Source organism: Acidaminococcus massiliensis (assembly GCF_900095825.1).
Lineage (GTDB): Bacteria > Bacillota > Negativicutes > Acidaminococcales > Acidaminococcaceae > Acidaminococcus > Acidaminococcus massiliensis.
The window spans coordinates 2,327,388-2,351,216 of the sequence record NZ_LT608315.1; the positions used below are offsets into that span (position 1 = coordinate 2,327,388).

Genomic DNA, 23,829 nt, shown 5'->3' on the forward strand with positions numbered 1-23,829 from the left:
GCTGCCTCCCCCATCAATTCAGGGTGACGGTCAAGACGGTATCTTTTCCCGCCTGTACCGGCCCTTCTTGGGCTTTTTCCATTTTACCCACTTTGTCCCCATTGGTGATCACCATGGGGGTACTCAAATCGCAGCCGCAGGCTTCCAGCTTTTCCCGGTCAAAAAGGATCAGCGGCTGGCCGGCCTTGACTCTTTCTCCGCTTTTGACCAGGGCTTTGAACCCCATACCCTGCTGTTCCACCGTATTCAGGCCCACATGGAGCAGGATTTCCAGTCCGTGTGCCTCGGTCAGGGCAATAGCATGGGCCGTATCCGGCACATAAGAAACTTCTCCGTCACAAGGGGCAACCAGTTCTCCCTTTTCCGGCTGGACAGCCACTCCATCCCCCAGCATTTTCTGGGCAAAAGCTTTGTCCGCTACCTTCTCCAGAGGAATCAATGTCCCGGTCAGTGGAGCCAGCAGTATTACTTTTGTTTTCCTGAAAAACAATCCCATAGCAGTCTCTCCTTGTTTCTGTGTGTACCATATTATTGTAACATGAAAAAGGGGCTGTGAAAAAATGAGAAAAATCCTTTTTTCACAGCCCCTTTTTGTCACTGGTCAACGGTCACTGGTCACTGGCCGATGGAAAGAACCCGTGGCTGACGGGTTCTTATAAATAAAAAACAGGATTGTGCTTTTCTTTTCATCCGTTGCTTGTCTTGAGTTATTCTGGAGAGGCAAGGACAAGCCGAAGGCGCGTCCGAGCCGGCAACATACAATGAAAGGCAGCCGCATCCCGGCTGCCTTCCTTCGTCCAGTGACCAGTGACAAGAGACCAGTGACCGGGGGTGTGAATTTTTTCACACCCCCTTTTTTCTTATTTCAAGCAGGCTTTCCGGGACAGGTTCAGCCGTCCTTTGGAGTCGATTTCCACCAGCTTCACGACGATTTCGTCGCCTACGCTGACCACGTCTTCCACTTTTTCCACCCGTTCTTTGGCCAGCTGGGAAATGTGCACCAGCCCTTCCCGGCCGGGCATGAATTCCACAAAGGCCCCAAAATTCATGATCCGGGTGACTTTGCCGGTGTACACCTTGCCCACTTCCGGTTCCGCCGTGATATCCTGGATGGTCTTGATGGCCGCATCGGCAGAAGCGCTGTCAGCCGCAGCGATGTACACGGTTCCATCATCGTTGATGTCGATCTGGGCACCGGTATCTTCCACGATTTTCTTGATCACCTTGCCCCCAGGTCCGATGATGTCTTTGATCTTCTCCGGGTTCACCTTGATGGTGGTGATCTTGGGGGCGTATTTCTTCAGCTGCTTCCGAGGTTCAGAAATGCATTCCAGCATCTTGCCCAAGATGAAGGCACGGCCCTTTTTGGCCTGGGCCAGAGCAGCCTGGAGGATATCACGGGTCAGGCCGTCCACTTTGATATCCATCTGGATGGCGGTGATGCCCTTGGATGTACCGGCTACCTTGAAGTCCATGTCTCCGTTGGCATCTTCCAGTCCCTGGATATCGGTCAGGATGGTGAAATTCTCGCCTTCCTTCACCAGGCCCATGGCCACCCCGGAAACAGGAGCCTTGATGGGCACCCCAGCGTCCATCAGAGACAGGGTGCTGGCACAGGTGCTGGCCATAGAAGAGGAACCGTTGGATTCCAGCACTTCGGAAACCAGTCGGATGGTATAGGGGAATTCTTCCTCAGAGGGAATTACTGGCAGGAGAGCTCGTTCTGCCAGGGCCCCATGGCCGATTTCCCGACGGCCCGGGCTGCGCAGAGGTTTGGTTTCTCCTACGCTGTAGGGCGGGAAATTATAATGGTGGATATAGCGTTTCTGGATATCTCCAGCCAGGGTTTCCAGGGTCTGGGCATCCCGGAGAGGTGCCAAGGCCAGGCAGTTCAGCACCTGGGTCTGGCCACGGGTGAACAAGCTGCAGCCGTGAGGACGGGCCAAGAGCCCTACTTCGCAGCTGATGGGACGGACTTCATCCAGGGCACGGCCATCAGGACGGATCTTATCCACGGTGATGATGTGCCGGAACACCCGTTTCACCAATTTGGCTACCACATGGGCAATGTCAATCTCATTGTCCGGATACAGTTCTGTAAAGTGGGCCAGGATTTCCTCCTTGGCTTCGCTGACCATCTTATCCCGGTGCAGCTTGTCCGGATCCATCAGAGCATCATGGATCTTGGGTTCACCATAGGCTTCGATTTCCTGAGCCAGTTCTGCAGGAGGCGTATAGACTTCGAAATCCATCTTGGGTTTGCCCACTTCGGCCTGGATCTTTTCCTGGAATTCCACCAGTTTCTTGATTTCTCCGTGAGCGAACCAGATGGCGTCCAGCATCACTTCTTCAGAAACTTCCTTGGCACCGGCTTCCACCATCAGGATGGCGTCCTTGGTGCCGGCTACGGCCAGGTTCAGTTCACTGACTTTGGCCTGTTCCACGGTGGGCTGCACAATGAACTGCCCATCGATGAGGCCCACCCGGACACCGGCAATGGGTCCTTCAAAGGGGATATCGGAAATGGACAGGGCACAGGATGCGCCAATCATAGCCGGAATGTCCGGGGCATTGTCCGGATCCACGGAGACAGCCGTCGCAACAATCTGTACATCGTTGTGGTAGCCGTCTGGGAACATGGGCCGGATGGGACGGTCGATGAGCCGGGAGGTCAAGATAGCCGTTTCTGCCGGCCGCCCTTCTCTCCGCAGGAATCCGCCCGGGATTTTGCCCACTGCGTACATCTTCTCTTCAAAATCCACTGTCAGCGGGAAGAAATCCACCCCTTCTCTGGGGGTATCGGTACCCGTCACAGCCACCACCACGGCCGTTTCGCCATAGCGGACCAGCACTGCGCCATTGGCCTGTTTGGCAATCTTGCCTGTTTCAATGGTGAGGGTCCGGCCTCCAAATTCCGTACTAAAACTATGCATCCTATGCATCCTCCTTCTTTTTCTCTCTTGACATTATGGGTAGATTATACTACACCGACGGGGAAAAAGCCATAAAAGGGGTGTGAAAATATATTTTTCACACCCCGGGCGCGGGCTTGGACAGCCATAACCAAAGATCCGTATGCTTTACACAAAACAGTTTTTTCACTTTTTCCAACAAAAAAGATGTTGTCCGTAAAAAGTACGGACAACACCTCTTTACCATTTAAATCTGTTTCTCCGGATGCATGAATGAGGTCATTTCGACAAGCATAGGAAAATTCCGTTGATTGCCGACGAGCCTGCGACTCACGGCCCGCGACCCGCAACCGGTGCTGCGAAGCAGCACCTTATTTGTTCTCTTCCTTCTCCAAGGCATCCTTCAGGGTATGCCATGCCAGGACGGCGCATTTGACCCGGGCGGGCATGTTGGAGATGTTCTTCAGGGCGATGGCATCGTCCAATTCTTCCAGCTTGGCGTCATCGGTCTCTTCCCGCTTGATCATGGCCAGGAACAGATCCACCAGCCGAAGGGCTTCCTTCACCGATTTTCCCCGGATCAGGTCGATCATGATATCCGTGGAAGCCTGACTGATGGCACAGCCGTGGCCGGTATAAGCCGCATCTTTGATGATTCCATCCTGGATATCCGCCTGGAGAGTGATGTCATCTCCGCAGCTGGGATTGTGGCCGTGTTCCTGGAGATTGTGGGGATCCAGCTCATGTTTGTTGGCCTGATCCTGGTTATGCTCCAGGATAATATCAGAGTACAGTTGGTTCATATCTTCCATCATCATTCACCTGTTTCCTTCAATCTTTGAAGCCCATGACTTTCCGGACTTCCGGCAGCTTGGACAGGAAATAATCCACTTCCTCCAGGGTATTGTAGATGTAGAAGCTGACCCGGTTGGAGGCTTCCACATGGAGATGGGCCCCCAGAGGCTGGGCACAGTGATGGCCGCTGCGGATGGCAATGCCGTAGCTGTCCAGGATGGTAGCCGCATCGTGGGGATGGACCCCGTCGATGGTAAAAGAGATCACCCCGGTCTTTTCAGAAGGATCCGTAGACCCCAGGATGTGGATATGAGGGAGCTTCAGCATCCCTTCCAGGCAATGTTTGGTGAGTTCATGTTCGTGTTCTTCCACCTGGTCCATGCCGATGTCGTTCAGGTAATCCACCGCTGCATGGAGGGCCACTGCTCCTTCCACGTTCTGGGAACCAGCTTCGAACTTATAAGGCAGTTCATTGAAGCTGGTGGTCTGTTCCTGGACGTATTCGATCATGTCCCCGCCCAGCAGGAAAGGTTCCATATCTTCCAGCAGGGCTTTCTTCCCGTAGACCACCCCGGTGCCAGTGGACCCCAGCATCTTGTGGCCGGAGAACACATAGAAATCGCAGTCCAGATCCTGGACATCAGTCTTCATATGAGGCGTGGACTGGGCGCCGTCCACGATGGCAATGGCTCCCACTTGATGGGCCCGTTCCACCAGTTCCTTCACCGGCCGTTTCATTCCCAACACATTGCTCACCGCAGCAAAGGATACGATCTTGGTCCGGCTGTCGATTTTAGCAAGGTCTTCTTCCGTAAAGTGCCCCGTCTCATCCAGGTACATATAGACCAATTCCGCGCCGGTCTTCTGGCAGGCTCTCTGCCAGGGCACCAGGTTGGAATGGTGTTCGGAAATGGGGATCACCACTTTGTCGCCTTTTTGCAGATGGGTTTCCCCATAGCTCCGGGCAATCAGGTTCAGCCCTTCGGTGGAGTTCCGCACAAAGATCACTTCTTCGAAATGCTTGGCGTTGATGAACTTCCGCACCGCTTCCCGGGCTTCGTCATACAGCTCCCCTGCCTCGATGGACAGCACATGGGCCCCCCGGTGGGGGTTCCCATTGTGATGTTCCAGCAGGTCCACCATGGCGTGGATCACCTGATAGGGCTTCTGGGTAGTGGCAGCATTATCCAGATACACCAATTGATGTCCGTTATGGACTTTAGTCAAGATGGGGAAATCTCTGCGTACATTTATCATGGCAATTTCCTTTCTGGTGGCAGAACTGCATTTTCGTCCGTACAGCCTGGAGCGCCCTGTTTTCCAGATTTTCATCTCCCAGCTGGTCGATGACCGGCCGGATATTGCTTTCCACGATGATCAGCTGGGCTCCAGCTTCATTGAAGCCCCGGCTCATCAAATAGAACAGCATGTCCTGGTCGATCTGACCGGAACTGGAAGCATGGTTGCCCACCACATCGTCTTCCTTGCACAGGAGCAGAGGAACTGAAATGGAATGGACCCCTTTGTTCAGCAGCAGGCACACATCGGATTCGTTGCCCACTGCCTTTTTCCCGCCCCGGAGGAAATCAATGGTCCCCCGGAAATATTTCTTGCTGGTCCCCATCAGGGCGCCAGTGGTCAGGATATCCGTATCGGTTTTGCATCCCTTGGTGGGAACCCAGTAAGAATAGTCAAACAGCTGGTCATCACTGCCCAGGTACATGGAAGCGCTTTTGAACTGGGCCTCATCATGGTCCAGATCCGTCCGCACATATACCAAGTTCTGATGGCCGCCCACTTCAGCGCTGACGAATTTTACCTGGGCTTCTTTCCCTTCCCGGGTCAGCCGCTGGTCGATGTGCCGGACCTTTTCTCCGTGGATCTGGACTTTGCTGATGGTCACCTGGGCCCCGTCCCCTGCATCCACATACTGGAGCAGGTTCACCAGCCCATTTTCCGCATCACCGTCAAAGAGTTCGTACACATGGAGCCGGCTGTCCTTGCCAGCCTGGAGCTTCAGCTGACCCACCAGCCGAGGCGCCTCTTCCGTCACCGTGTAGGTGATCCACACAGAGGCTTCTTCTCCTTCGGGCACCGTCACCCTGCAGTTTATATTGCCGCCCTTTTGGGCCTGGGCCAGGGCTTCCCGGCTGGCTCCCTGGAAATCTCCCAGATCCGGCAGCCCATTCCCTTCGTAGGTTTCCACTTGGGCGGAACCTTCCTGGCGTACAGCCAGTTCCACCGGCTGCAGTTCTTGGGTTTCCAGAGGATCCAGTTCCAGATGGTTCACTTTCATCCACCGGAAGGTGGGACGCGGAAGTTCATTGAATTGTTCTTTGGTCATCATTCTCCGCCTCCCTTTTACATGGAACCTTTCAGTTCCAGATTGATCAGATTGTTCATTTCCACTGCATATTCCAAAGGCAGTGCCTTGGAAACAGGATCCACAAAGCCCCGTACCAGCATGGCCCGGGCTTCGTCCTCGCTGAGGCCCCGGCTCATCAGATAGAAGATGGCTTCATCGGAGATCCGGCCGATCTTGGCTTCATGGCCCAGATCCACATTGTCGTTCTTGATCACGATGGCTGGGATGGTATCGGACTGGGACTGTTCATCCAGCATCAGGGATTCGCAGCTGACGTTGGATTTGGACCCTTCCGCACATTCGTTGATCACCACGCTGCCCCGGTAGATGCACACCCCGCCGTCCTTAGAAATGGATTTGGAATTGATGTTGCTGGTGGTGTGGGGAGCATTGTGGACCACCTTGGACCCGGTGTCCAGGTACTGGCCCTTGCCGGCAAAGGTGACCCCGGTGAATTCACAGTGGGCCCCTTCCCCGTTGAGGATGCTCATGGGGTACAGGCAAGAGGTGTGGGACCCGAAGGACCCGGTGACCCAGTTGATGGTACCGTTCTTCCCTACGATGGCCCGCTTGGTGTTCATGTTGTACATATTCTTGGACCAGTTTTCGATGGTGGAATAGGTCAAAGTGGCGTCATCTCCGATGAACAGTTCCACCGCCCCGGCGTGGAGGTTGGCCACGTTGTACTTGGGGGCGGAACAGCCCTCGATGAAATGGACCTTGGCTCCCTTTTCCACAATGATCATGGTGTGTTCGAACTGACCAGCTCCCGGTGCGTTCAGCCGGAAATAGCTCTGGAGGGGAATGGATACATCCACCCCTTCCGGCACATAGACGAAGGAGCCGCCGGACCATACCGCTCCGTGGAGGGCGGCGAACTTATGGTCCGTAGGAGGGATCAGCTTCATGAAATGCTTCCGTACGATGTCTTCGTACTTTTTCACCGCCGTATCGAAGTCGGTGTAGATGACTCCCTGCTTCACCAGTTCATCCTGGATGCTGTGGTACACCACTTCAGAATCATACTGGGCACCCACCCCGGCCAGGGAAGTCTTTTCGGCTTCCGGGATCCCCAAACGGTCGAAGGTATCTTTGATGTCTTCGGGCAGGTCGTTCCAGTTGGCGCTCATCCGGGCATTGGGGCGCACGTAAGTGACGATGTTGGCCATGTCCAGACCGCTGATATCCGGACCCCATACCGGATAGGGAATCTGGTAATAAAGGTCCAGGGATTTCAGCCGGGCGTCCAGCATCCATTTGGGTTCGTCCTTCTTGGCAGAGATTTCCCGGACCACATCCGGGGTCAGCCCTGCTTCTGTCTTGTATTCATGGTTGGAAGCCTTCTTGAAATCGTACATGTTGCTGAAATCAGTCAACGCGTCGATGGTCTTCCGTTCTTTCTGCAGTTTCTGTTCGTCAGCCGCGGTTTCCCGGGCCAGCGCTGCGTTCTTTTCTTCCGTCATTGTGCTCACCCGCCCGTTATTTCTTGTAAGCGTCGTAGCCGTTGGCTTCGATTTCCTGGATCAGGGAAGCATCTCCGGTCTTGACGATCCGGCCGTTGATCAGCACATGGACCACGTCCGGATGGAGCTTCTGGAGGATCTCACTGTGGTGGGTGATGATCAGCAGGGAATTGTTCTCGTTGTGGTATTTGTTCACTGCTTGGGAAACAATCCGCACTGCATCCACATCCAGGCCGGAATCGATTTCGTCCAGCAAAGTCAGTTTCGGTTCCAGCATGCACATCTGGAGGATTTCATTCTTTTTCCGTTCCCCGCCGGAAAAACCGTCATTCACATACCGGTCTGCATAACTCCGATCCATGGACAGGGCGTCCATTTCCTGATGGAGTTTTTTCCGAAAGGGCATGATCCGCTGTTTTTCTCCGGAAATGGTGCCCTTGGCATTGCGGATGAAGTTTTCCACCGTGATTCCCTGGACGGAGATGGGGGCCTGGAAGGCCATGAAGATCCCTGCCTTGGCTCTTTCATTCACCGGTTCGTGGGTGATTTCCTTGCCTTCGAAATAAATGTGGCCTTCGGTCACAACGTATTTGGGGTTGCCCATAATGGTGTTGAACAGGGTGGATTTGCCGGCACCATTGGAGCCCATGATTACATGGGTCTCGCCTTTGTTGATGACCAGATCCAGTCCCTTCAGGATTTCCTTACCCTCTACGGCAACTTTCAATCCTTCCACGCGTAATAATTCACTCATACTAACCTCTCCTACCCACGGGCCCTTCAATGCCCGTGTACTGAAATGAAATCTTGTGCTGTATCTTACCGCTCCGGATCCCCTCCTGCGCAAAGGATCAGGGACCGTGGGGAAATAAGAAAATGGACCAGGATTTCCGGTTCTACTGTAATCAAAAAATATTCACCTGAAATCCTTTCCCTATTATAAATGATTTTCTCCAGTTCCACAATATATCATAGTGCAAACAGGGGAATTTTTTTGGATTTTTGGAAAGGTTTTTGTTACGGGTGAAACAAAAAAAAGGTGTGAAAAAATTCACACCCCCGGTCACTGGTCTCTTGTCACTGGTCACTGGTCACTGGACGAAGGAAGGCAGCCAGGCTGCGGCTGCCTTTCATTGTATGATGCTGGCTCGGACGCGCCTTCGGCTTGTCCTTGCCTCTCCAGAATAACTTAAGACAAGCAACGGAAGAAAAGAAAAGCACAATCCTGTTTTTTATTCATAAGAACCCGTCAGCCACGGGTTCTTTCCATAGGCTAGTGACCAGTGACCGTTGACCAGTGACAAAAAAATAGGGGCTGTTGCATATGCAACAGCCCCCAGTTGCTTACCCCAGAATCAGATACAGAATATACACATTGATCATGGCGGCGATGCCGGTGACCAGGGTTCCCATGGTCTGGGCCCGGTAGCCGTCCTGGACTTCCATGTCCCCGAAGTTGGTAACCACCCAGAAATAGGAGTCATTGGCATGGGAGACCGTCATGGCCCCGGCCCCAATGGCGATGACCGTGATGGCTGCCAGCATAGGGGTCCCCAGTCCCAAGGTCCCCATGAGGGGTGCCATGATCCCGGCCGTAGTGGTAATGGCCACAGTGGAAGATCCCTGGGCCGTCTTCAGGATGGCGGACAGCAGGAAGGGGAAGAAGATCCCCAGGCTGGCCAAGGTATTGGAATTTTCCTTGATGAACGCCACCATACTGGTAGAAGCGATGACTTTCCCCAATACGCCCCCAGCGGCCGTGATGAACAGGATGGGCCCTACCACTTTCAGGGTTTCATCGGTGATTTCATAGAAAGCTTTCATCTTGTCCGGTACGGTGCTCTGCATCAACACCAGGATCCCCAGGATCACCCCTACGCTGATGGCGATGATGGGGGTACCCAAAAAGGTGATGATGTCTGTTTTGGTCCCGGCCATAGCCATAGCGCTGGACAGACCCATAAGGATGATGGGGACGATGATGGGGGCGAAGCTCATGAAAGCACTGGGCAGCTGGCCGTAACTCTTGATCAGTTCTTCATAAGTCTGCTGGGTTTCTTCCGGCGCAGCACTTTCTGCCTGTTCTTCCTTGGATTTCACTTTGGTCCCGATATAATTGGCATAAAAATAGGCAGCGATCATAGGCAGGATGGAAGAAGCGGCCCCCAGGCCGATGACCAGGATCAGATTGGGTTCCAGCCCCATCCCTTCATAAATGGTGTTGGCGGCGGCAATAGGCCCAGGCGTGGGGGGAATGAAACAGTGGGAAATATACAGTCCCATGGACATGGCCACAGCCGTGGCTACAGCAGAACAGTGGGTCCGGCGGACCAGCGCCTTCCGGATGGGGTTCAGGATGACGAACCCGCTGTCGCAGAACACGGGAATGGACACGATCCACCCCATGATCAATACAGCCAGGCTGGTGTTATTCTTCCCTACCAGACGGACCACGCAGTCGGCCATTTTCAGGGCCGCCCCGGTCTTTTCCAGCAGAGTCCCGATCAAAGCCCCCATGATGATCACGATCCCGATGCTGGTGAACGTCCCGGCGAACCCGGCACTGACTACATCGGCGATTCCCAATACTTTCCCGTGCTTCACCAGAGGGATCCCGCCGATCAGGCCGAAGATCACAGAAACCCCCAGGATAGCCAGGAAAGGATGGATCCGGAATTTTGAAATGGCTACGATCATAATGATGATGGCAATCACAAACGCAAAAATCAAAGGTAAGCCAGTCATTTTCCACACATCCCTTCATAAACATTTTGATTGCGGCCTTTTGATTTGCAGCTAATAGTATACGCTATTTTCGAAGAAAGTAAACTATATTTTTTATATAGCTTCCATCAATTTTCCTCTGGTCAGGTGTTCCTTTTTCTTCCGGAACAGGATATCATAAAGGAAAAAACCATATCTTACCCTGAGGAGGCTGCCATGACCAAAGGAATCAATCAAAAACTGAAGATGCTGTACCTGGAGAAGATCTTCCAGCGGGAAACCGATGATGAACATGGTCTCACCCTGCAGGAAATCACGGAACGGCTGAACAAGGATGGGGTCAATGCAGACCGGAAGACCCTTTACAGCGATTTTGCGGAGCTGAAGAAATACGGTCTGGATATCATCAGTTCCAACGGCGGACGGAACTGCACCTACCATCTGGGAAATCGGGAGTTCGAGCTGGCCGAGCTGAAGCTCTTGGTGGATTCCGTCCAGGCGGCCCGCTTCATCCCGGATAAAAAATCCCACAGTCTCATCGGAAAGCTGGAAAAACTAGTCAGCCGGGAACAGGGCAAGAGCCTCCAGCGCCAGGTGCTCATCGCCGGCCGGGTGAAGACTCTGAACCGCTCCGTCTATCTGACGGTGGACAAACTCCACCAGGCCATCAATGCAGGGGTACAGGTCCGTTTCCACTATACCCGCTGGAACATCAACAAAGAACTGGTCCCCCGCAACAACGGGAATTGGTTCCAGGTCAGTCCCTGGCTGATGATCCTGTCCGATGAAAACTACTATCTGGCGGCTTACTATGAAAAAGCCGGGGAGATCCGCCATTATCGGGTAGACAAGATCAAGGATCTGCAGCTGCTGCAGGATCTGCCCCGAGAAGGAGAAGCTGCCTTCCGGAAACTGGACATCCCCCAGTACGCCAACATCCATTTCGGCATGTTCAATGGGGAACAGACGGAAGTGGAGCTGAAAGTCCAGAATGAAAAAGTAGGCATTTTCATCGATCGGTTCGGCAAAGATATCATGCTGATCCCCCAGGGGCCCGATACCGTCTCCCTGACCGTAAAAGTGGATGTCAGCGACCAGTTCCTGGGCTGGATCATGGCCCTGGGAGAAGGCGTGGAAATCTGCAGCCCGGAATGGGTCCGGGAAAAAATGGTCCAGGAAGCCCGGCGGATTTTGCAGGTGTATAAATAGAAGGGGGGGTGTTGCATAGGCAACGGCCTCTGCCAGTGCTCAGGTTTCAACGGCTAACTACACAAGGAATCCAGCAAAGCTGGTATTGAATATAGAAAAGATGTGAAAGATGCCATGTCTATTTCTAGCGGGTCATCTTCCACATCTTTTTTATCTGCAGAAATAATTCTGTCCGATTTTTTTCTTTTTTTCTTGAAGATCTTTCTCTCGACGAAGCAAGGTATACAATACTATCGCTGCGGCAATCCCTTGAGCATAGGGAATTCCATAAGGAACCAGTTTGATGATGGCATACCCGGCCAGCCAGGAAAACACACCGATTCCATTCCATTCTCTCTGTTCTTGGAATCGTTCCGGATTCCCCTTCCCCGTCAGCCAGTAATCAGCAATGATTACACCAATCATGGGCATCATCAGATCTCCTAGGATATTCAGGAAATCTACGAAATGGTCGGCCATTCCCAATACGGCGCACAGCGTCCCCAAAGCTCCGGATACCATAGTTGCGGCAGCACGACGATTGTCAGGGAGGTTCAACATCAAGACTGCATCAATACCACCTGAATAGGCATTCATGGTATTGGTCGTCCAGGTAGCGGCAATCAATACCAGCATGCCGATCACTGGGATCCCGATTTCACAAAATACCAGTGTGATATCATACTGTTCCGCGACCTTGGTCATGACGGCTCCCAAGACGACCATAAGGATACTTGCCGGCATCACCCCGATGACACTGGATAAAATGGTATCTTTTCGGGTCCGTTGGTAGCGGGTCACATCTGAAGCAGCCAAACACCCTGCAGCCATATAATTCACTGTCAAAATCACGCCCTGGGCAAAACTCATGGTGATATGGGGATTGGGCTTAAAAAGGCCTGCCGTACCAAATTGATGCAGAGCCATGAAACAGCCAACAATTGTAGTGACAAACAGCGCCGGTACAGCAACGGAGTTCAGTTTATCCAATGCATTGATACCATAAACAGCAGTAACCAACATCACCGCCCCCCAGACTACAGTGGAAAGCGTATCAGAAAAAGAAATATGGAAGGATTCCAAAAGAAGATTGGAAAAAGCACTACCACAGACTTTGGTCTGCACAGCAAACCAGCCTATCATGGAGACAAAAGTGATGCTGCTGACCAAATATCGGGCACCCTTCCTGCCAAATCCACTAGTGGCCGTAACACAGGTGGGTACTCCCAAATCGCTTCCAATGATTCCCATCAAGCAAAACAGAACGATAACAATGGTATATCCTATAGTGCCGGCTAAAATGGCTTCTCCCAGTTCCATCCCTTCTGCCAAGATTCCTCCCAAAAGCAGGCTCGGCACACAGATCATCAATCCAGCCTGGATCAGGGCCACATCAATCCAACTTTTGCGTTCCTCCATGGGAACGGGCTGCAATGTCGTTGTTTCAATCTGACTATGCTGTCCTTTGTCCACAGAAATCCCTCCTTTTCCCACACTCTCTTTATCCTTTAAAAATCAAAATCTATTTCCGTCCACAAAGTCCGTCCGTTCTTATGATTTTTTTCCCCTTTCAAGTCATAATACTCCAGTATCCCATAAATGTTCTTTTCTATCGCAAGGATGCCTCCCAGCATATAGCCCCGAAAGCCATGCAGAGGATCAATCCGGTATTGGCCGTTCATGGTATGAGACAGGACAGTCGGTGCAGGCTGGTCATACCACGCGCCGTATAGATTCCAGGTACCCTGCTGCTGCTCCGCAAAATTTCCATAAATCAGATTCAATACATATCCATTTTGATTGGCCCCCCGATGTTCCACATATTGATTTTTCCCATGGAGAAAAATACCTTGCGCCTGCCATTTTCCTTGCTGATAGCCCACGCCGGCTGTCAATACCTGAGTGTTGCCCTGGAGTCCTCCTTCAATCCGTACGTTGTTGATATGGGAATAACCTGCTGAAAAACGGATATCATTCCATTTCTGGGAAGCTTCTACACTGAAAAATGTATCAGCAATGGCCGGTTGAGGATTCCAGCCAAAACTACTGAGATTGGCCACTTTCCCCCCCGAAAGCTGCAATGTAGACTCTTCCCCGTTCCAGCGCAGTTGGATGCCATCAACATTATCATCGTAAAAGTTTCCTTTTGCAATGACTTGCTCATACCTTCCTGCCGTCAGTTCAGCTGCTCCCAATCTGCCATCCAGATGCAACCGCTGGGCATCCACATCACTGTCCCCCGATTCATTTTTTCCTTTGAAATACTGATTGTTTTCCAGCATCACCTGATAAGTCCAATTAGGCTGTATATTCCCTGTAATGAAAAGACGGCTGCGGAGGTCATTCAGCGTATTCTCACAATCATCCTTTCGAAAAGCCTTTCCTGACAATTGTCGGTAACTGAACTGGATATTGCCGGTAATCTGTACTTGATCTTCTCTTTGTTCCATTCTAGCAAGGCGGAGCCCCAGTCCATCCAATTCTTCCCTATATTCCTGCACCAGAGGATGAGCTGCCTGGATTTTTCCCTGTGACATGGCTCGTGCTATTAGCTGTGCCAGCTCATAGCGGGTCACTGTTTTTCTGCCTTTGAACAAGCCATCTGGATATCCTTTGAGGCATCCCTCTCTCCATAACTGCTCAACTGCCGGATAGGACCAGTGTCCCTCAGGTACATCCGCAAATGGATTGGCAGCCTGGCAAATTCCCGTCCCACCCAGGATCCCGCTGACAGCTGCTGTCCCTACCCCAACTAAGGTTTTCCATAATACACTTTTTTCCTTGTTACTCCCCATCTCATTCTTCTCCCCTCCAATACTTTATTTTTCACCCATTTGTTTTTATTATAAAAATATCGGCGGAGGTTTTCTTTATGAATTTTACAAAAATCGTCCCTGATTTTCGTGTTTTTGTTGTATTTTAGGGGTACAAAAAAGGTCTCACCCTCAGAAAGGGCGGGCCCCTTAGAATTCCAGCAGATTCGGGAAACCACAGATGATCCACGTTCTGCATCACCTGACTATTTTTTGAAGTTCTACTGCCAAGGCGATGGTTTCATAGAACCGGATTGTATTGTCCTGGAGATGCAATGCCTGTTTTACCCGGTTGATCCGGTAACGCACCGTATTTTCATGCTGGCGGATCTCCTCGGCTGTCTTTTTATAATTCCCTGCATTGGAGACAAAAGCTTCAATGGTATGCAGGAATTCCGGCAGGGATTCTGTTGACACTTCCCGACTGACAGCCTCCACATACGCCTGATAAAATTCCCGTTCTTCCTGGCTTCCCTGGTTCATGATAAGCAGCTGCAGAGAAGACAACGGATCATAACTTTCCACGGGAAGCTGCATTGTCTTAGCGATTTCGGAAGCTCTTTCCGCTTCCAGGAGTGCTTCCCGTATTTCTCTCAGACTGTGGATACGGCTGATGCCCCCATGGTATCCAGCAAAATATCTCTCCAGAGAGCGGGCAATGGTTTTGGTATGTTTCTGGAGTTTTTCTTTTTCTCTTCCACTCAAAATCATGAAATTATTTTTTCCCGTGACCAGCAAATCATGTCTATAATCCTGAAAATATCTTGTCAATTCCAACTGGGAAAGCAGTGATACAAAATCTCCTTTCACCGCAAGGACTTGTATTTGATTCTCAAAAGCCGGATTCAAACTTTGCAGGATTTCCCAACGTTCCTTTTCCGAAACTGCTTCAAACCGGATTTGATACAGTTTCTGCAAGTTGGCACTGTTTTGCATATCGATGGAAAGAAATCGATTCAGAACGTCCATGATCTGTGCATAAGAATTTTCCTGGACCAGCTGAAGAACTGGAAAGTGATGGGTTTCACAATACGCCAGTGCTGTAACATCAAGGACGCTGCTGTTGCCCGTTGAAACAATCAGCAAACCTGCTGAATCATGTTCTACGAGACTGAATAGGAAATCCTGCAAATTGGAATCTCCTTTCCGGAACTGTTCAAGGCAGGAAAGAAAAAGATCTCCAGGAACCAGTATCTGATCAGCCAGTTCAGGATGGAATGGGCAATCAAAAACAGAAATCCGGCATACTCTGCGAGAAACTCCTTTTTGTCCGGCGAGGATCCTGCATCCTGAAAAAATAGGATGGCCTAAAAGTTGCTGTAATGGGATGCCCATACTTGTACACTCCTTTTCTATAATGGAAGCTCTTATTTTTTTCCATTATAGAAAAGTTATTTTCTCCAGTCAATGCAGCCGTTATGATCCTGCTGAACCTGTAGCCTAGAGTCTCCGTTGGAAGTTCCCTTCAACCTGTACTCTCTCTTCCAACAATAGAAAGGCAGATGGATCCAATTCATGGAGCAATTCAAGCAGTTCCGCCTGTTCATATTTATTGACCATAGTGAGTAAAATATCCTCTTTTTCTCCTGTGTAAGCACCTCTGCCAATCCATTTCGTCACACCTCGTCCCGTTTTCTCCATGATCTGCGTATCCACGCCTTGTTTTTTTGTAATAATCAGCACTTTTACATTGATTGTCTGAAAGTGAAAATGGTCCAAGGAAACCATGTAAAAAATCATATAAAGAAGGGAATAAAGCAATGTGGAGACCTGAAAAAGGAAAGCATATACTACATATAAAGCGGCATTGAATAAAAGAGAAAATTTCCCTACTGTACAGCTTGTGCTATGACGGGAAAACCAGACTCCCAGGATTTCAATTCCGCCACCGGATCCGCCTGCGGTCAGCATCAGTCCGATTCCAAAACCAGTAATGACACCTCCAATCAGCAAACTTGCCAAGGTATCTTGGAGCAGATCACTTTGCAATACAGGAACCATAGCCGTAAAAAAACTAATACCAGCTGTTCCCCAGAGACTTTTTAACAGAAAAGATTGTCCAATTTGGAAGCGAGCCAGCAACAAAAGAGGTAAATTCAGCAGAGCATAGATGATTCCATATAACTGAAAAGGGAGATTTGTCAAGTGAAAGAAGGATTTTCCTTCTTCGCTCAACAGCTGTGCCAGGCCAACCAGACCTCCGCTGTATAAACGCATCGGTATGATAAACCAATTCAAACCACAGGCATAGACTGCACATCCAAGAAAAATCACCAGCCATTGAAAACTGGGCCGACGAGTCAGGATCTGAAACATGGTTGATTCTCCTCATTCTTCCAGTAATTTTTCCAACGCATCGATATAAATCTGTGTCATCTTCTCCAAACTTTCTATCTCCAGGAATTCATCATCTTCATGGGCCAATTCTTTTTCTCCAGGAAAGAGTGGTCCAAACGAAACCGTGTGGGGCAAGTATCTGGCGTAGGTTGCCCCTCCGATTGCAAACGCATCATGTTGGAAATCGCCGGTGACTTCCTGATAGGCCTCCATGAGCTTTTGGACCAAAGGATCTTTTTTGTCAATGTACAAAGGATCCATGGCCAATCTTTCCTTTACCTGGAACCCCGATGCAGAAAATTGTCCCATCATTGCATCAACGATCCACTGATGGTTCTTAGAACAAGGATACCGCACATTGGCTTCTATCAAAAATGCATTTTCTCTCTGTTCTGCTTTTCCGATATTCAGCGTAAGCCGGCCTGATTCAGCATCTTCACAAGCACAGTTCATTTTTTCACCAAAAACGGTCCTGCCTATGAGTTTCTCATATTTTTCCAAAAATGCCTGGCAGCTGAAAGTTAGCCCACTGTCCAAAAGAGCTTCGACCAAAATGCTGATTGCGTTCTTGCCCAATTCCGGAGACATGGCATGGGCAGCTTTGCCTCGGGTCTGTAGGATTAAATGAGAAGAATCTTCATCTTCCTTGATTTGCAGTTGGGGATTGGACTGCAGCCTGGCAATGATATCTTTCTCAGACGGTAATACTTTCAAAATACATTCTGCCCGATCCGGGACTATATTCCGGCCTGCCCCCCCCTGGAACTGAAGGACTGGGATCACTTCAGGCCCTTTTTCCGATACAGCCGGATATAACAAATCAAAATCAATCAGGCCTTTTTCACAATTCACCAGTGGAAAATAACCATCTGGCACAAATGACTCATCGGGCAGCCGTTCTGCCTTTTTCTTGTAATAAGCAATGCACTGCATCCCCTCTTCTTCATCGCACCCGGCAATCAGGCGTATGCTGCAACCTTCTGGGATCCGTTTTTCCTGCATCAAATACCGCATAGCATAAAGACAGCTGACTAATGGGCCTTTGTCGTCGGAGACTCCCCTCCCATAAATCTTATTTTGCCGGATCACCGGTTGAAAAGGAGGTGTCGACCAGCCTGGACTGGCTTTAACTACATCCAAATGACCTAAGATTCCAATCATCCTGTGTCCCTGTCCGGCTGTGACCTCTCCCGCATACCCATCATAATTTCGGGTTGCAAATCCCATTTGACCTGCAAGCTTTAAAAAAGTTCCCAAACCAATGGCTATGTTTTTCCCAAAAGGCTTGCCGACTCCCGCTGAAGCGGGATCCCATACCGTTGGAATCTGAACCAGATGGCTCACCAGTTCAATCATTTCTGGAAGTTTTTCTCGAAGATATTGTTTCTGTTCCATATTCATCCCTCCTTATCAGTTTACATTATAATTTCTGTACTTTAACAAGAAATTGTATTGCTTTTAAAAAATACAGATAAAATTTGGAACCATTTTAAAGATAAAAATGACAGTCCTGGGTAAAATGAAAACAGAATCAACTTATTACAGAAAGAAGGTTGAAAAATGGTTCATTTCGAATTGCAGAATGCTGCTGACAAGCTGATCCAGGAAATTTTCCAAGTCCGTAAAGACGAAACTGTCATTATTACGGCTGATACCGGTTCTGATATGGAGCTGGTCAATGGTGTTGCTTCAAGTGCTTACAGTGCCGGGGCAAAGCCTATGGTCATTACCCTGGCTATGCCCAGAGGCGTAGGAAAAGCAGCAGACCCAGACCTGCCGGTTGCCGAACTGACCGGTGCCCTGGCTGCCTGCGATGTCTGGATTGAATTCAATCATCAGTGGCTCCTTTATTCCACTCCTTTTGAGGAAGCTCTGAAAAGAAATCCTAAGCTACGTTACATGTGTCTAGTAGATTTTGACTGTAATCTTTTGATCCGGTTGGTAGGGAAAGTCAAAACAAAGCAACTAAAAAAATTCATGACTCGGGTAGCCGAACTCCATCAAACTGCCAAAGCCCTGCATGTGACCACACCAGCGGGTACAGATGTAACATTCCGTCTGGATCCCACGCACGTGATTTCCAACGACTGTGGAGATGCCTCAAAACCCGGAATGCATTTCCTGACAGGGCAGTTGAATGTGATTCCTGATTTTTCTTCCACCAATGGAACCATTGTTTTTGATGGAACCATTACCCCGCCTTTTGGAAAGATTCCTGATGCACCGGTAATCCTTACTGTTAAAAAAGGAAAAATCATCAAAATCGAAGGAGGCCGTGCTGCCCGAGAATATGAACAATGGCTCGACTCTTTTCAGGATGAGAATATGCTGCGAATGGCTCATATCGCCTACGGATTCAATCCTGGTGCCAAGCTCACTGGAAATATCTGTGAAGATGAACGAGTATGGGGCTGTACCGAATGGGGCATTGGTTATGTTAGTCCCACCGAAGCTCCTCCTGATGGACAGAATGCAAAATCTCATACAGATGGAATCTGCCTGAATTCCAGTGTCTGGATTGATGGACGTCAGATTCTGGATAAAGGAAAAATCTGTGATCCAGAACTTCTGCAATTATCTCCTGTGGATAAAAAATAAACTAGGGGCTGCTGCATTTTCCGTGCAACAGCCCCCTAGTTTATTTTTCATACCCTTACAACCCCGTCCAGCCGGCCAGCTGCAGGATGGCCAGAGCGATGGAAGCCAGGATGCTCTGGAGCAGCAGGAACGGTGCGAACCATTTGGCATATCGGTTGTAAGCGACTCATGCGATCCCCAGGGATCCCATGATGGTCCCAGCCGTAGGCACGATGCAGTTGGAGAGACCGTCCCCGAACTGGAATGCCTGGACGGCCACCTGCCGGGTGATCCCCGTGAGATCTGCCAGAGGCACCATCAGGGGCATCACCGCCGAAGCCTGCCCGGATCCGGAAGGGATGAACAGATTGATGAACAGGTTGGCCCAGAACATCAGGATGGCGCCGATCACCGGTCCGAAGCTCCCGATGGGAATGGAAAGGTAATAGACGATGGTATTCAGGATATGCCCGTCTTTCAGGATGACGGAGATCCCATTGGCGAAGGCAATGATGAAGCCCGCATTGAGCATGGGCTTGCACCCTTCCAGGAAGGCTTTGGTAGTGCCGTTCACTCCCAGCCCCAGGACTCCGCCCTGGATGAGCACGGCCAAGAACATGATGGCGGCGATCTGCTGGTTTCCCCATTTGGCGAACACGGCTCCGGTCATGATGGCAATGATGGCCAGGACCATCACACCCAGACAAGTCTTTTGAGTCAGGTTCAGCTTGCCGGCCGATTCGAAGGTCTCCCCTTCCTGGGCGCCCATGTATTCACTGACGGCCATCCCTTCCTGGTAGCACAGGCTCTTGGTGGGATCTTGCTGGATGCTCTTGATGTATTTCATCACCAGGACATAGTTGAGGACGAAATTGACCCCGTGGAACACGAACCGCACCGGCATTCCGGAAAACACCGGCAGTTCGGCAATGGGATGGGCCACCCCCAGGGTGGACGGATTGGCCCAGCCCACGTTGAACCCAGAATAGGCCCCCAGATAGATCATCATGAAGCCGGCAGCCGCATCCAGCCCCATGGTCTTGGACAGGATCATGCCAATGGGGATCAAGGCAACCGTGGGGTTGGCAAAGACTCCCGTAGCGCCCCCGATGGACATGAAGGCCATGATGACAAAAACGATCTTACTGAGATTCCTGGCTCCCCCTTTGGCAGAAAGGGAACGGAAAGCCACTTCTACAGCCCCGCTCTTCTGCATCATATGGACGGCGGACCCCGTGAAGAGGACCATGGCAAACAGCACGGAAGCTCTCTGGAAGCCGGTGACCACTGCATTCAGCACGGCGAAAGGTCCTTGCGGCGACTGGGCTACCGCATGGTAGGTCCCGGCCACCACCCGGGTCATCTTCCCCACTTTCACCGTATCATATTCCCCGGCCGGCAAAATAACCGTCAAAAGGGCTGCCACACAGATCAGGAAGAACAGCAGGGCAATGGTTTCCGGAAAAGCAAATTGTTTTTCTTTTTTCCCCATCATCATCTCTCCTTATGGTTTTGCCAGATAATCCCGGGTGAACTGGGTCAGGACCTTCACCCCGGTGGGCAGGGCTTTTTCATCAAAGATATTCTTGGGATTGTGGAGCCCCAGCCGGCTGTTGGGTTCCTCCGGGTTGCCGGTCCCCAGCCGGAATTGACATCCCGGGCACAGTTTCGGGAACATCCAGGAAAAGTCATCGGACCCGGTAGAAGGATACGGAATCTGGCGGATATTCTCTTTTCCGATGGTTTCCGCTGCCGCCTTGGCTATGGCGTCGATTACGGCGGGGTCATTGATGAGAGGCGGCATCCCGTCCGCCCATTTCACTTCCCCTTTGCCCCTAAAGGCCGCCGCTCCGTGTTCCACGATCCGGTCGATTTCCTCATGCATCAGTTTCCGGCTGCCAGGCTCCAGGCTACGGAGAGTCCCGATGATTTCCACTTTTTCCGGGACCACATTCCCAGCCTTGCCCCCATGGATGGACCCAAAAGTCAGCACCGCCGGATAGACGGGCCGGTTCACCCGGGAAACCACCGTCTGCAGTTCTGCCAAGAGATAGCCGGAGATCATGATGGGATCCACGAAGTTTTCCGGATGGGCCCCATGGCCGGCTTTCCCGTGGACCGTGATATACAGGAAATCTGAGGAAGCATTGGCCGGTCCTTTGATGAGGCCGATGGTCCCGGCATCCCATTCGGGGGAGCAATGGAGTCCGGTGAGGACATCCGGGGGATATTTCTCATAGAATTTCGTAGCCAGCGTGTCCAGTGCTCCGTACAGGGCTTCTTCCGCCGGCTGGAAAATGAACAATACATTGCCGTGAAGTTCTTCCCTGACCTCTGAAAGGCATTTAGCCGTATACAGCAAAACGGTCTGATGGATGTCATGGCCGCAGGCATGCATCACACCCTCGCACTGAGACGCAAAAGGCAGCCCGGTCTGTTCCACGATGGGCAGGGCATCGATGTCTTCCCGCAGTCCCACCGTCTTGCCGGGCTTTCCTCCCCGCAGCAAAGCAATGCAGCCCGTCTTCATCCCCACGTCCAATACCTCGATGCCGCACTCTTTCAAAAAGTCCTCGATCCGTCGGGTGGTCTCGAACTCCTGATTGCTCAGTTCCGGATGGGCATGGATTTCCCGCCGCGTGGCGACCATATCCCCCACATACTTTTCTACCAATGCATTTGTATCCATCTGCTCCCCTCCAATTTTCTTTTTCGCCTTTTGTTTACATTTTTATCATTTTTATTTAGAATTATACAATCGATTGAAATGGCTGTCAATTATTTATGCCTGATCATACAAAACATTTACCATTATACAAAGGAATGTCTACAAAATAAAGTACTATTGACCATAATTCCGATTCTTATACAAACACAAAAAAAACACACTGCTTTCACAGTGTGTCCGTCTTTTGAATGGTGCGGGCAAGAGGAATTGAACCTCCACGGGGTTGCCCCCACTAGCTCCTGAAGCTAGCGCGTCTGCCAGTTCCGCCATGCCCGCATATAAAATTTTCCTGCCGAAGGCCTCCGCCTTTTTCGCCCCATCCTGTCATAGAGTTGGTGCGGTTGGCGGGACTTGAACCCGCATGAGGTTACCCTCACCAGCCCCTCAAGCTGACGCGTCTGCCTTTCCGCCACAACCGCAGAGTTGTGTGTGATTGCTCAGGTGAAAAAGTTTGGTGCGGGCAAGAGGAATTGAACCTCCACGGGGTTGCCCCCACTAGCTCCTGAAGCTAGCGCGTCTGCCAGTTCCGCCATGCCCGCTTGTTCCTTCAATCGGCAACAAAGAAATAATATCACAAACGAGAAAACTCGTCAATAGTTTTTTAAAGTTTTTTTGTATAAGTTCTGGTAGCTGTTCCGGTCATCCAGGACTTTCTGCACATAGATCCGGGTATCACTGAAAGGGATCTGGGAAATATTGCTGAAGTCAAAATCCCAGCCATAATCCTTCATCCATTCTTTGACGGTTCCCCGTCCTGCATTGTATGCAGCCAGCATCAGCACCTCATTGCCGTGGAATTCATGTTCCAGCTCTGCCAGATACCAGCAGCCGAACTTGATGTTCAGTTCCGGTTTCAGCAGCATGGAGTCCCGGAAATTGGGAAAGTCCGTGCATTTGGCGATCCAGGCTCCGGTTTCCGGGGTGATCTGCATGAGTCCCATGGCCCCTGCCTTGGATTTTGCCTCCGGTTTGAAATTGCTTTCATTTTTGATGACAGCCACTGCCAGGAAGGGATCCACCCGGTACTGGGCGCTGTACAAATGGATTTCCCTGGCATAGGGCCAGTTGTAGACGAATTTCCGCTGGGCTGTATCTGTTTTCCAGCCAAAATATCCAGCCACCATCAGCAGCAGGAAAATCAGCACAACAGGAAGACATCCCGGCCGTTTTGTCTTTCTTTTCCGTTCCAAAACAATCCCTCACATTTTATCTCAGTCCTCTTGCCGGCAGAAATGGTCACTGCCCTGCCGGAAAAGGATTCCTTTGATTCCATTTTATTCTATATCATATCAAATCTGCCGGATGTCTTTCAACCATTCTTTGCTGGAAGCGGTCTACTCACGGCCGGAGGGCTGCCAGGGCCTGATCCACCTGAGCATACAGTTCTTCCAAGGTGCCCCGGTTATCCAGGATCACCTGGGCCCGTTTCTTTTTTTCCTCCAGAGACAGCTGCTTTCCGATCCTGTCCTCCACTTCTTCCCGGGTCATGCCGGAACGGAGCATGGCCCGCCGGATCTGCTCCTCTTTCGGAAGGTATACCAGCCACACGGTATCGGCCGTCTTTTCCCAGCCGCATTCCAAGAGCAGCGGGGCGTCCAGTACCACCACAGGATCTTTTCTGTGAGCTTCCAGAAAGGCGTCCCGTTTTTTCTCGATGGCACTATGGACGATGGCATTGAGCTGCCGGAGGACTGCCGGATCATGGAAGGCCCGTTCTGCCATTTTTTTCCGGTCCAGTTCTCCGGCCGAAGTGAGGATGTCCGGTCCAAAGCTGCACACCAGTGCTCCCAAGCAAGGTGACCCTGCTTTTTCCACTTCCCAGGCAGCTCCATCCGCGTCGAATACCGGAATCCCCTTCCGCTTCAGATAGGCACTGACGGTGCTTTTGCCCGATGCAATACCCCCTGTCAATCCAATGACTGTCATG

At 51.0% G+C, this 23,829-nt stretch carries 19 protein-coding genes and 3 tRNA genes; 2 read left to right on the forward strand and 20 right to left on the reverse strand.

Annotated elements, in window-relative coordinates:
• Positions 1-13: 13 nt before the first annotated feature.
• The 8 genes from BQ2657_RS11180 to BQ2657_RS11215 all read right to left on the reverse strand — a co-directional run bounded on the left by BQ2657_RS11180 (position 14) and on the right by BQ2657_RS11215 (position 10,280).
• Entirely contained in the window at positions 14-496 is a 483-nt protein-coding gene (locus tag BQ2657_RS11180) for a PTS sugar transporter subunit IIA (RefSeq protein ID WP_075580678.1), read from the reverse strand.
• Positions 497-860: 364 nt separating this feature from the next.
• Positions 861-2,933: a polyribonucleotide nucleotidyltransferase gene (locus BQ2657_RS11185; RefSeq protein WP_075580679.1), complete on the reverse strand. Its 2,073-nt coding sequence runs from the start codon at positions 2,931-2,933 to the stop codon at positions 861-863.
• Positions 2,934-3,283: 350 nt separating this feature from the next.
• Positions 3,284-3,724, reverse strand: coding sequence for a Fe-S cluster assembly sulfur transfer protein SufU (gene sufU / locus BQ2657_RS11190; RefSeq protein ID WP_075581072.1), 441 nt, complete (start codon positions 3,722-3,724; stop codon positions 3,284-3,286).
• Between the two features lie 19 nt (positions 3,725-3,743).
• Positions 3,744-4,964 (reverse strand): aminotransferase class V-fold PLP-dependent enzyme, encoded by a 1,221-nt coding sequence (locus BQ2657_RS11195; RefSeq protein ID WP_075580680.1) that lies wholly within the window; start codon positions 4,962-4,964, stop codon positions 3,744-3,746.
• The gene (locus BQ2657_RS11200; RefSeq protein WP_187119207.1) at positions 4,927-6,051 is read right to left on the reverse strand and encodes a SufB/SufD family protein; all 1,125 of its coding nucleotides are present in this window, start codon (positions 6,049-6,051) and stop codon (positions 4,927-4,929) included. The genes BQ2657_RS11195 and BQ2657_RS11200 overlap by 38 nt, the downstream gene beginning before the upstream one ends.
• 17 nt (positions 6,052-6,068) lie before the next feature.
• Positions 6,069-7,535 carry a Fe-S cluster assembly protein SufB gene (gene sufB, locus BQ2657_RS11205; RefSeq protein WP_075580682.1) on the reverse strand — a complete coding sequence of 489 codons (1,467 nt, stop codon included), beginning with the start codon at positions 7,533-7,535 and terminating at the stop codon, positions 6,069-6,071.
• A gap of 16 nt (positions 7,536-7,551) precedes the next feature.
• A complete protein-coding gene (sufC, locus tag BQ2657_RS11210; protein WP_075580683.1) occupies positions 7,552-8,289 on the reverse strand; it encodes a Fe-S cluster assembly ATPase SufC in 738 nt (245 codons plus the stop codon).
• A gap of 590 nt (positions 8,290-8,879) precedes the next feature.
• Entirely contained in the window at positions 8,880-10,280 is a 1,401-nt protein-coding gene (locus BQ2657_RS11215; protein WP_075580684.1) for a GntP family permease, read from the reverse strand.
• Positions 10,281-10,475: 195 nt separating this feature from the next.
• Here BQ2657_RS11215 and BQ2657_RS11220 point away from each other — a divergent pair, with 195 nt between their 5' ends.
• Positions 10,476-11,468: a helix-turn-helix transcriptional regulator gene (locus tag BQ2657_RS11220; protein ID WP_075580685.1), complete on the forward strand. Its 993-nt coding sequence runs from the start codon at positions 10,476-10,478 to the stop codon at positions 11,466-11,468.
• Between the two features lie 150 nt (positions 11,469-11,618).
• Here BQ2657_RS11220 and BQ2657_RS11225 read toward each other — a convergent pair whose 3' ends face one another.
• The 5 genes from BQ2657_RS11225 to BQ2657_RS11245 form a co-directional block, all read right to left on the reverse strand.
• On the reverse strand, positions 11,619-12,920 hold the full coding sequence (locus BQ2657_RS11225) for a cytosine permease (protein WP_143224884.1): 1,302 nt from the start codon (positions 12,918-12,920) through the stop codon (positions 11,619-11,621).
• Positions 12,921-12,955: 35 nt separating this feature from the next.
• A complete protein-coding gene (locus BQ2657_RS11230) occupies positions 12,956-14,242 on the reverse strand; it encodes an S-layer homology domain-containing protein (protein WP_075580687.1) in 1,287 nt (428 codons plus the stop codon).
• Positions 14,243-14,458: 216 nt separating this feature from the next.
• Positions 14,459-15,595 (reverse strand): helix-turn-helix domain-containing protein, encoded by a 1,137-nt coding sequence (locus tag BQ2657_RS11235; protein ID WP_075580688.1) that lies wholly within the window; start codon positions 15,593-15,595, stop codon positions 14,459-14,461.
• 105 nt (positions 15,596-15,700) lie between these two features.
• Positions 15,701-16,576, reverse strand: coding sequence for a YitT family protein (locus BQ2657_RS11240; RefSeq protein ID WP_075580689.1), 876 nt, complete (start codon positions 16,574-16,576; stop codon positions 15,701-15,703).
• A 12-nt stretch (positions 16,577-16,588) separates the two neighbouring features.
• Positions 16,589-17,992, reverse strand: coding sequence for a Sapep family Mn(2+)-dependent dipeptidase (locus BQ2657_RS11245; protein WP_075580690.1), 1,404 nt, complete (start codon positions 17,990-17,992; stop codon positions 16,589-16,591).
• Positions 17,993-18,157: 165 nt separating this feature from the next.
• On the opposite strand from BQ2657_RS11245, the gene BQ2657_RS11250 reads away from it, so the two are divergent.
• Positions 18,158-19,195, forward strand: a complete 1,038-nt coding sequence (locus BQ2657_RS11250) for a 2,5-dihydroxypyridine 5,6-dioxygenase NicX family protein (RefSeq protein ID WP_075580691.1) — start codon at positions 18,158-18,160, stop codon at positions 19,193-19,195.
• A gap of 166 nt (positions 19,196-19,361) precedes the next feature.
• On the opposite strand, the gene BQ2657_RS11255 is transcribed toward BQ2657_RS11250, so the two are convergent.
• The 7 genes from BQ2657_RS11255 to coaE form a co-directional block, all read right to left on the reverse strand.
• Positions 19,362-20,666 (reverse strand): YfcC family protein, encoded by a 1,305-nt coding sequence (locus tag BQ2657_RS11255; RefSeq protein ID WP_198524559.1) that lies wholly within the window; start codon positions 20,664-20,666, stop codon positions 19,362-19,364.
• Between the two features lie 12 nt (positions 20,667-20,678).
• Positions 20,679-21,863, reverse strand: a complete 1,185-nt coding sequence (locus tag BQ2657_RS11260; protein ID WP_075580692.1) for a M20 metallopeptidase family protein — start codon at positions 21,861-21,863, stop codon at positions 20,679-20,681.
• Between the two features lie 228 nt (positions 21,864-22,091).
• A tRNA-Leu gene (locus BQ2657_RS11265) sits at positions 22,092-22,178 on the reverse strand.
• Between the two features lie 57 nt (positions 22,179-22,235).
• Positions 22,236-22,321 (reverse strand) — tRNA-Leu (locus BQ2657_RS11270).
• Positions 22,322-22,354: 33 nt separating this feature from the next.
• A tRNA-Leu gene (locus BQ2657_RS11275) sits at positions 22,355-22,441 on the reverse strand.
• Between the two features lie 51 nt (positions 22,442-22,492).
• Positions 22,493-23,092, reverse strand: a complete 600-nt coding sequence (locus BQ2657_RS11280; protein ID WP_083236260.1) for a lytic transglycosylase domain-containing protein — start codon at positions 23,090-23,092, stop codon at positions 22,493-22,495.
• A 148-nt stretch (positions 23,093-23,240) separates the two neighbouring features.
• Positions 23,241-23,828 carry a dephospho-CoA kinase gene (gene coaE, locus BQ2657_RS11285; RefSeq protein WP_075580694.1) on the reverse strand — a complete coding sequence of 196 codons (588 nt, stop codon included), beginning with the start codon at positions 23,826-23,828 and terminating at the stop codon, positions 23,241-23,243.
• Between the last annotated feature and the right edge of the window lies 1 nt (position 23,829).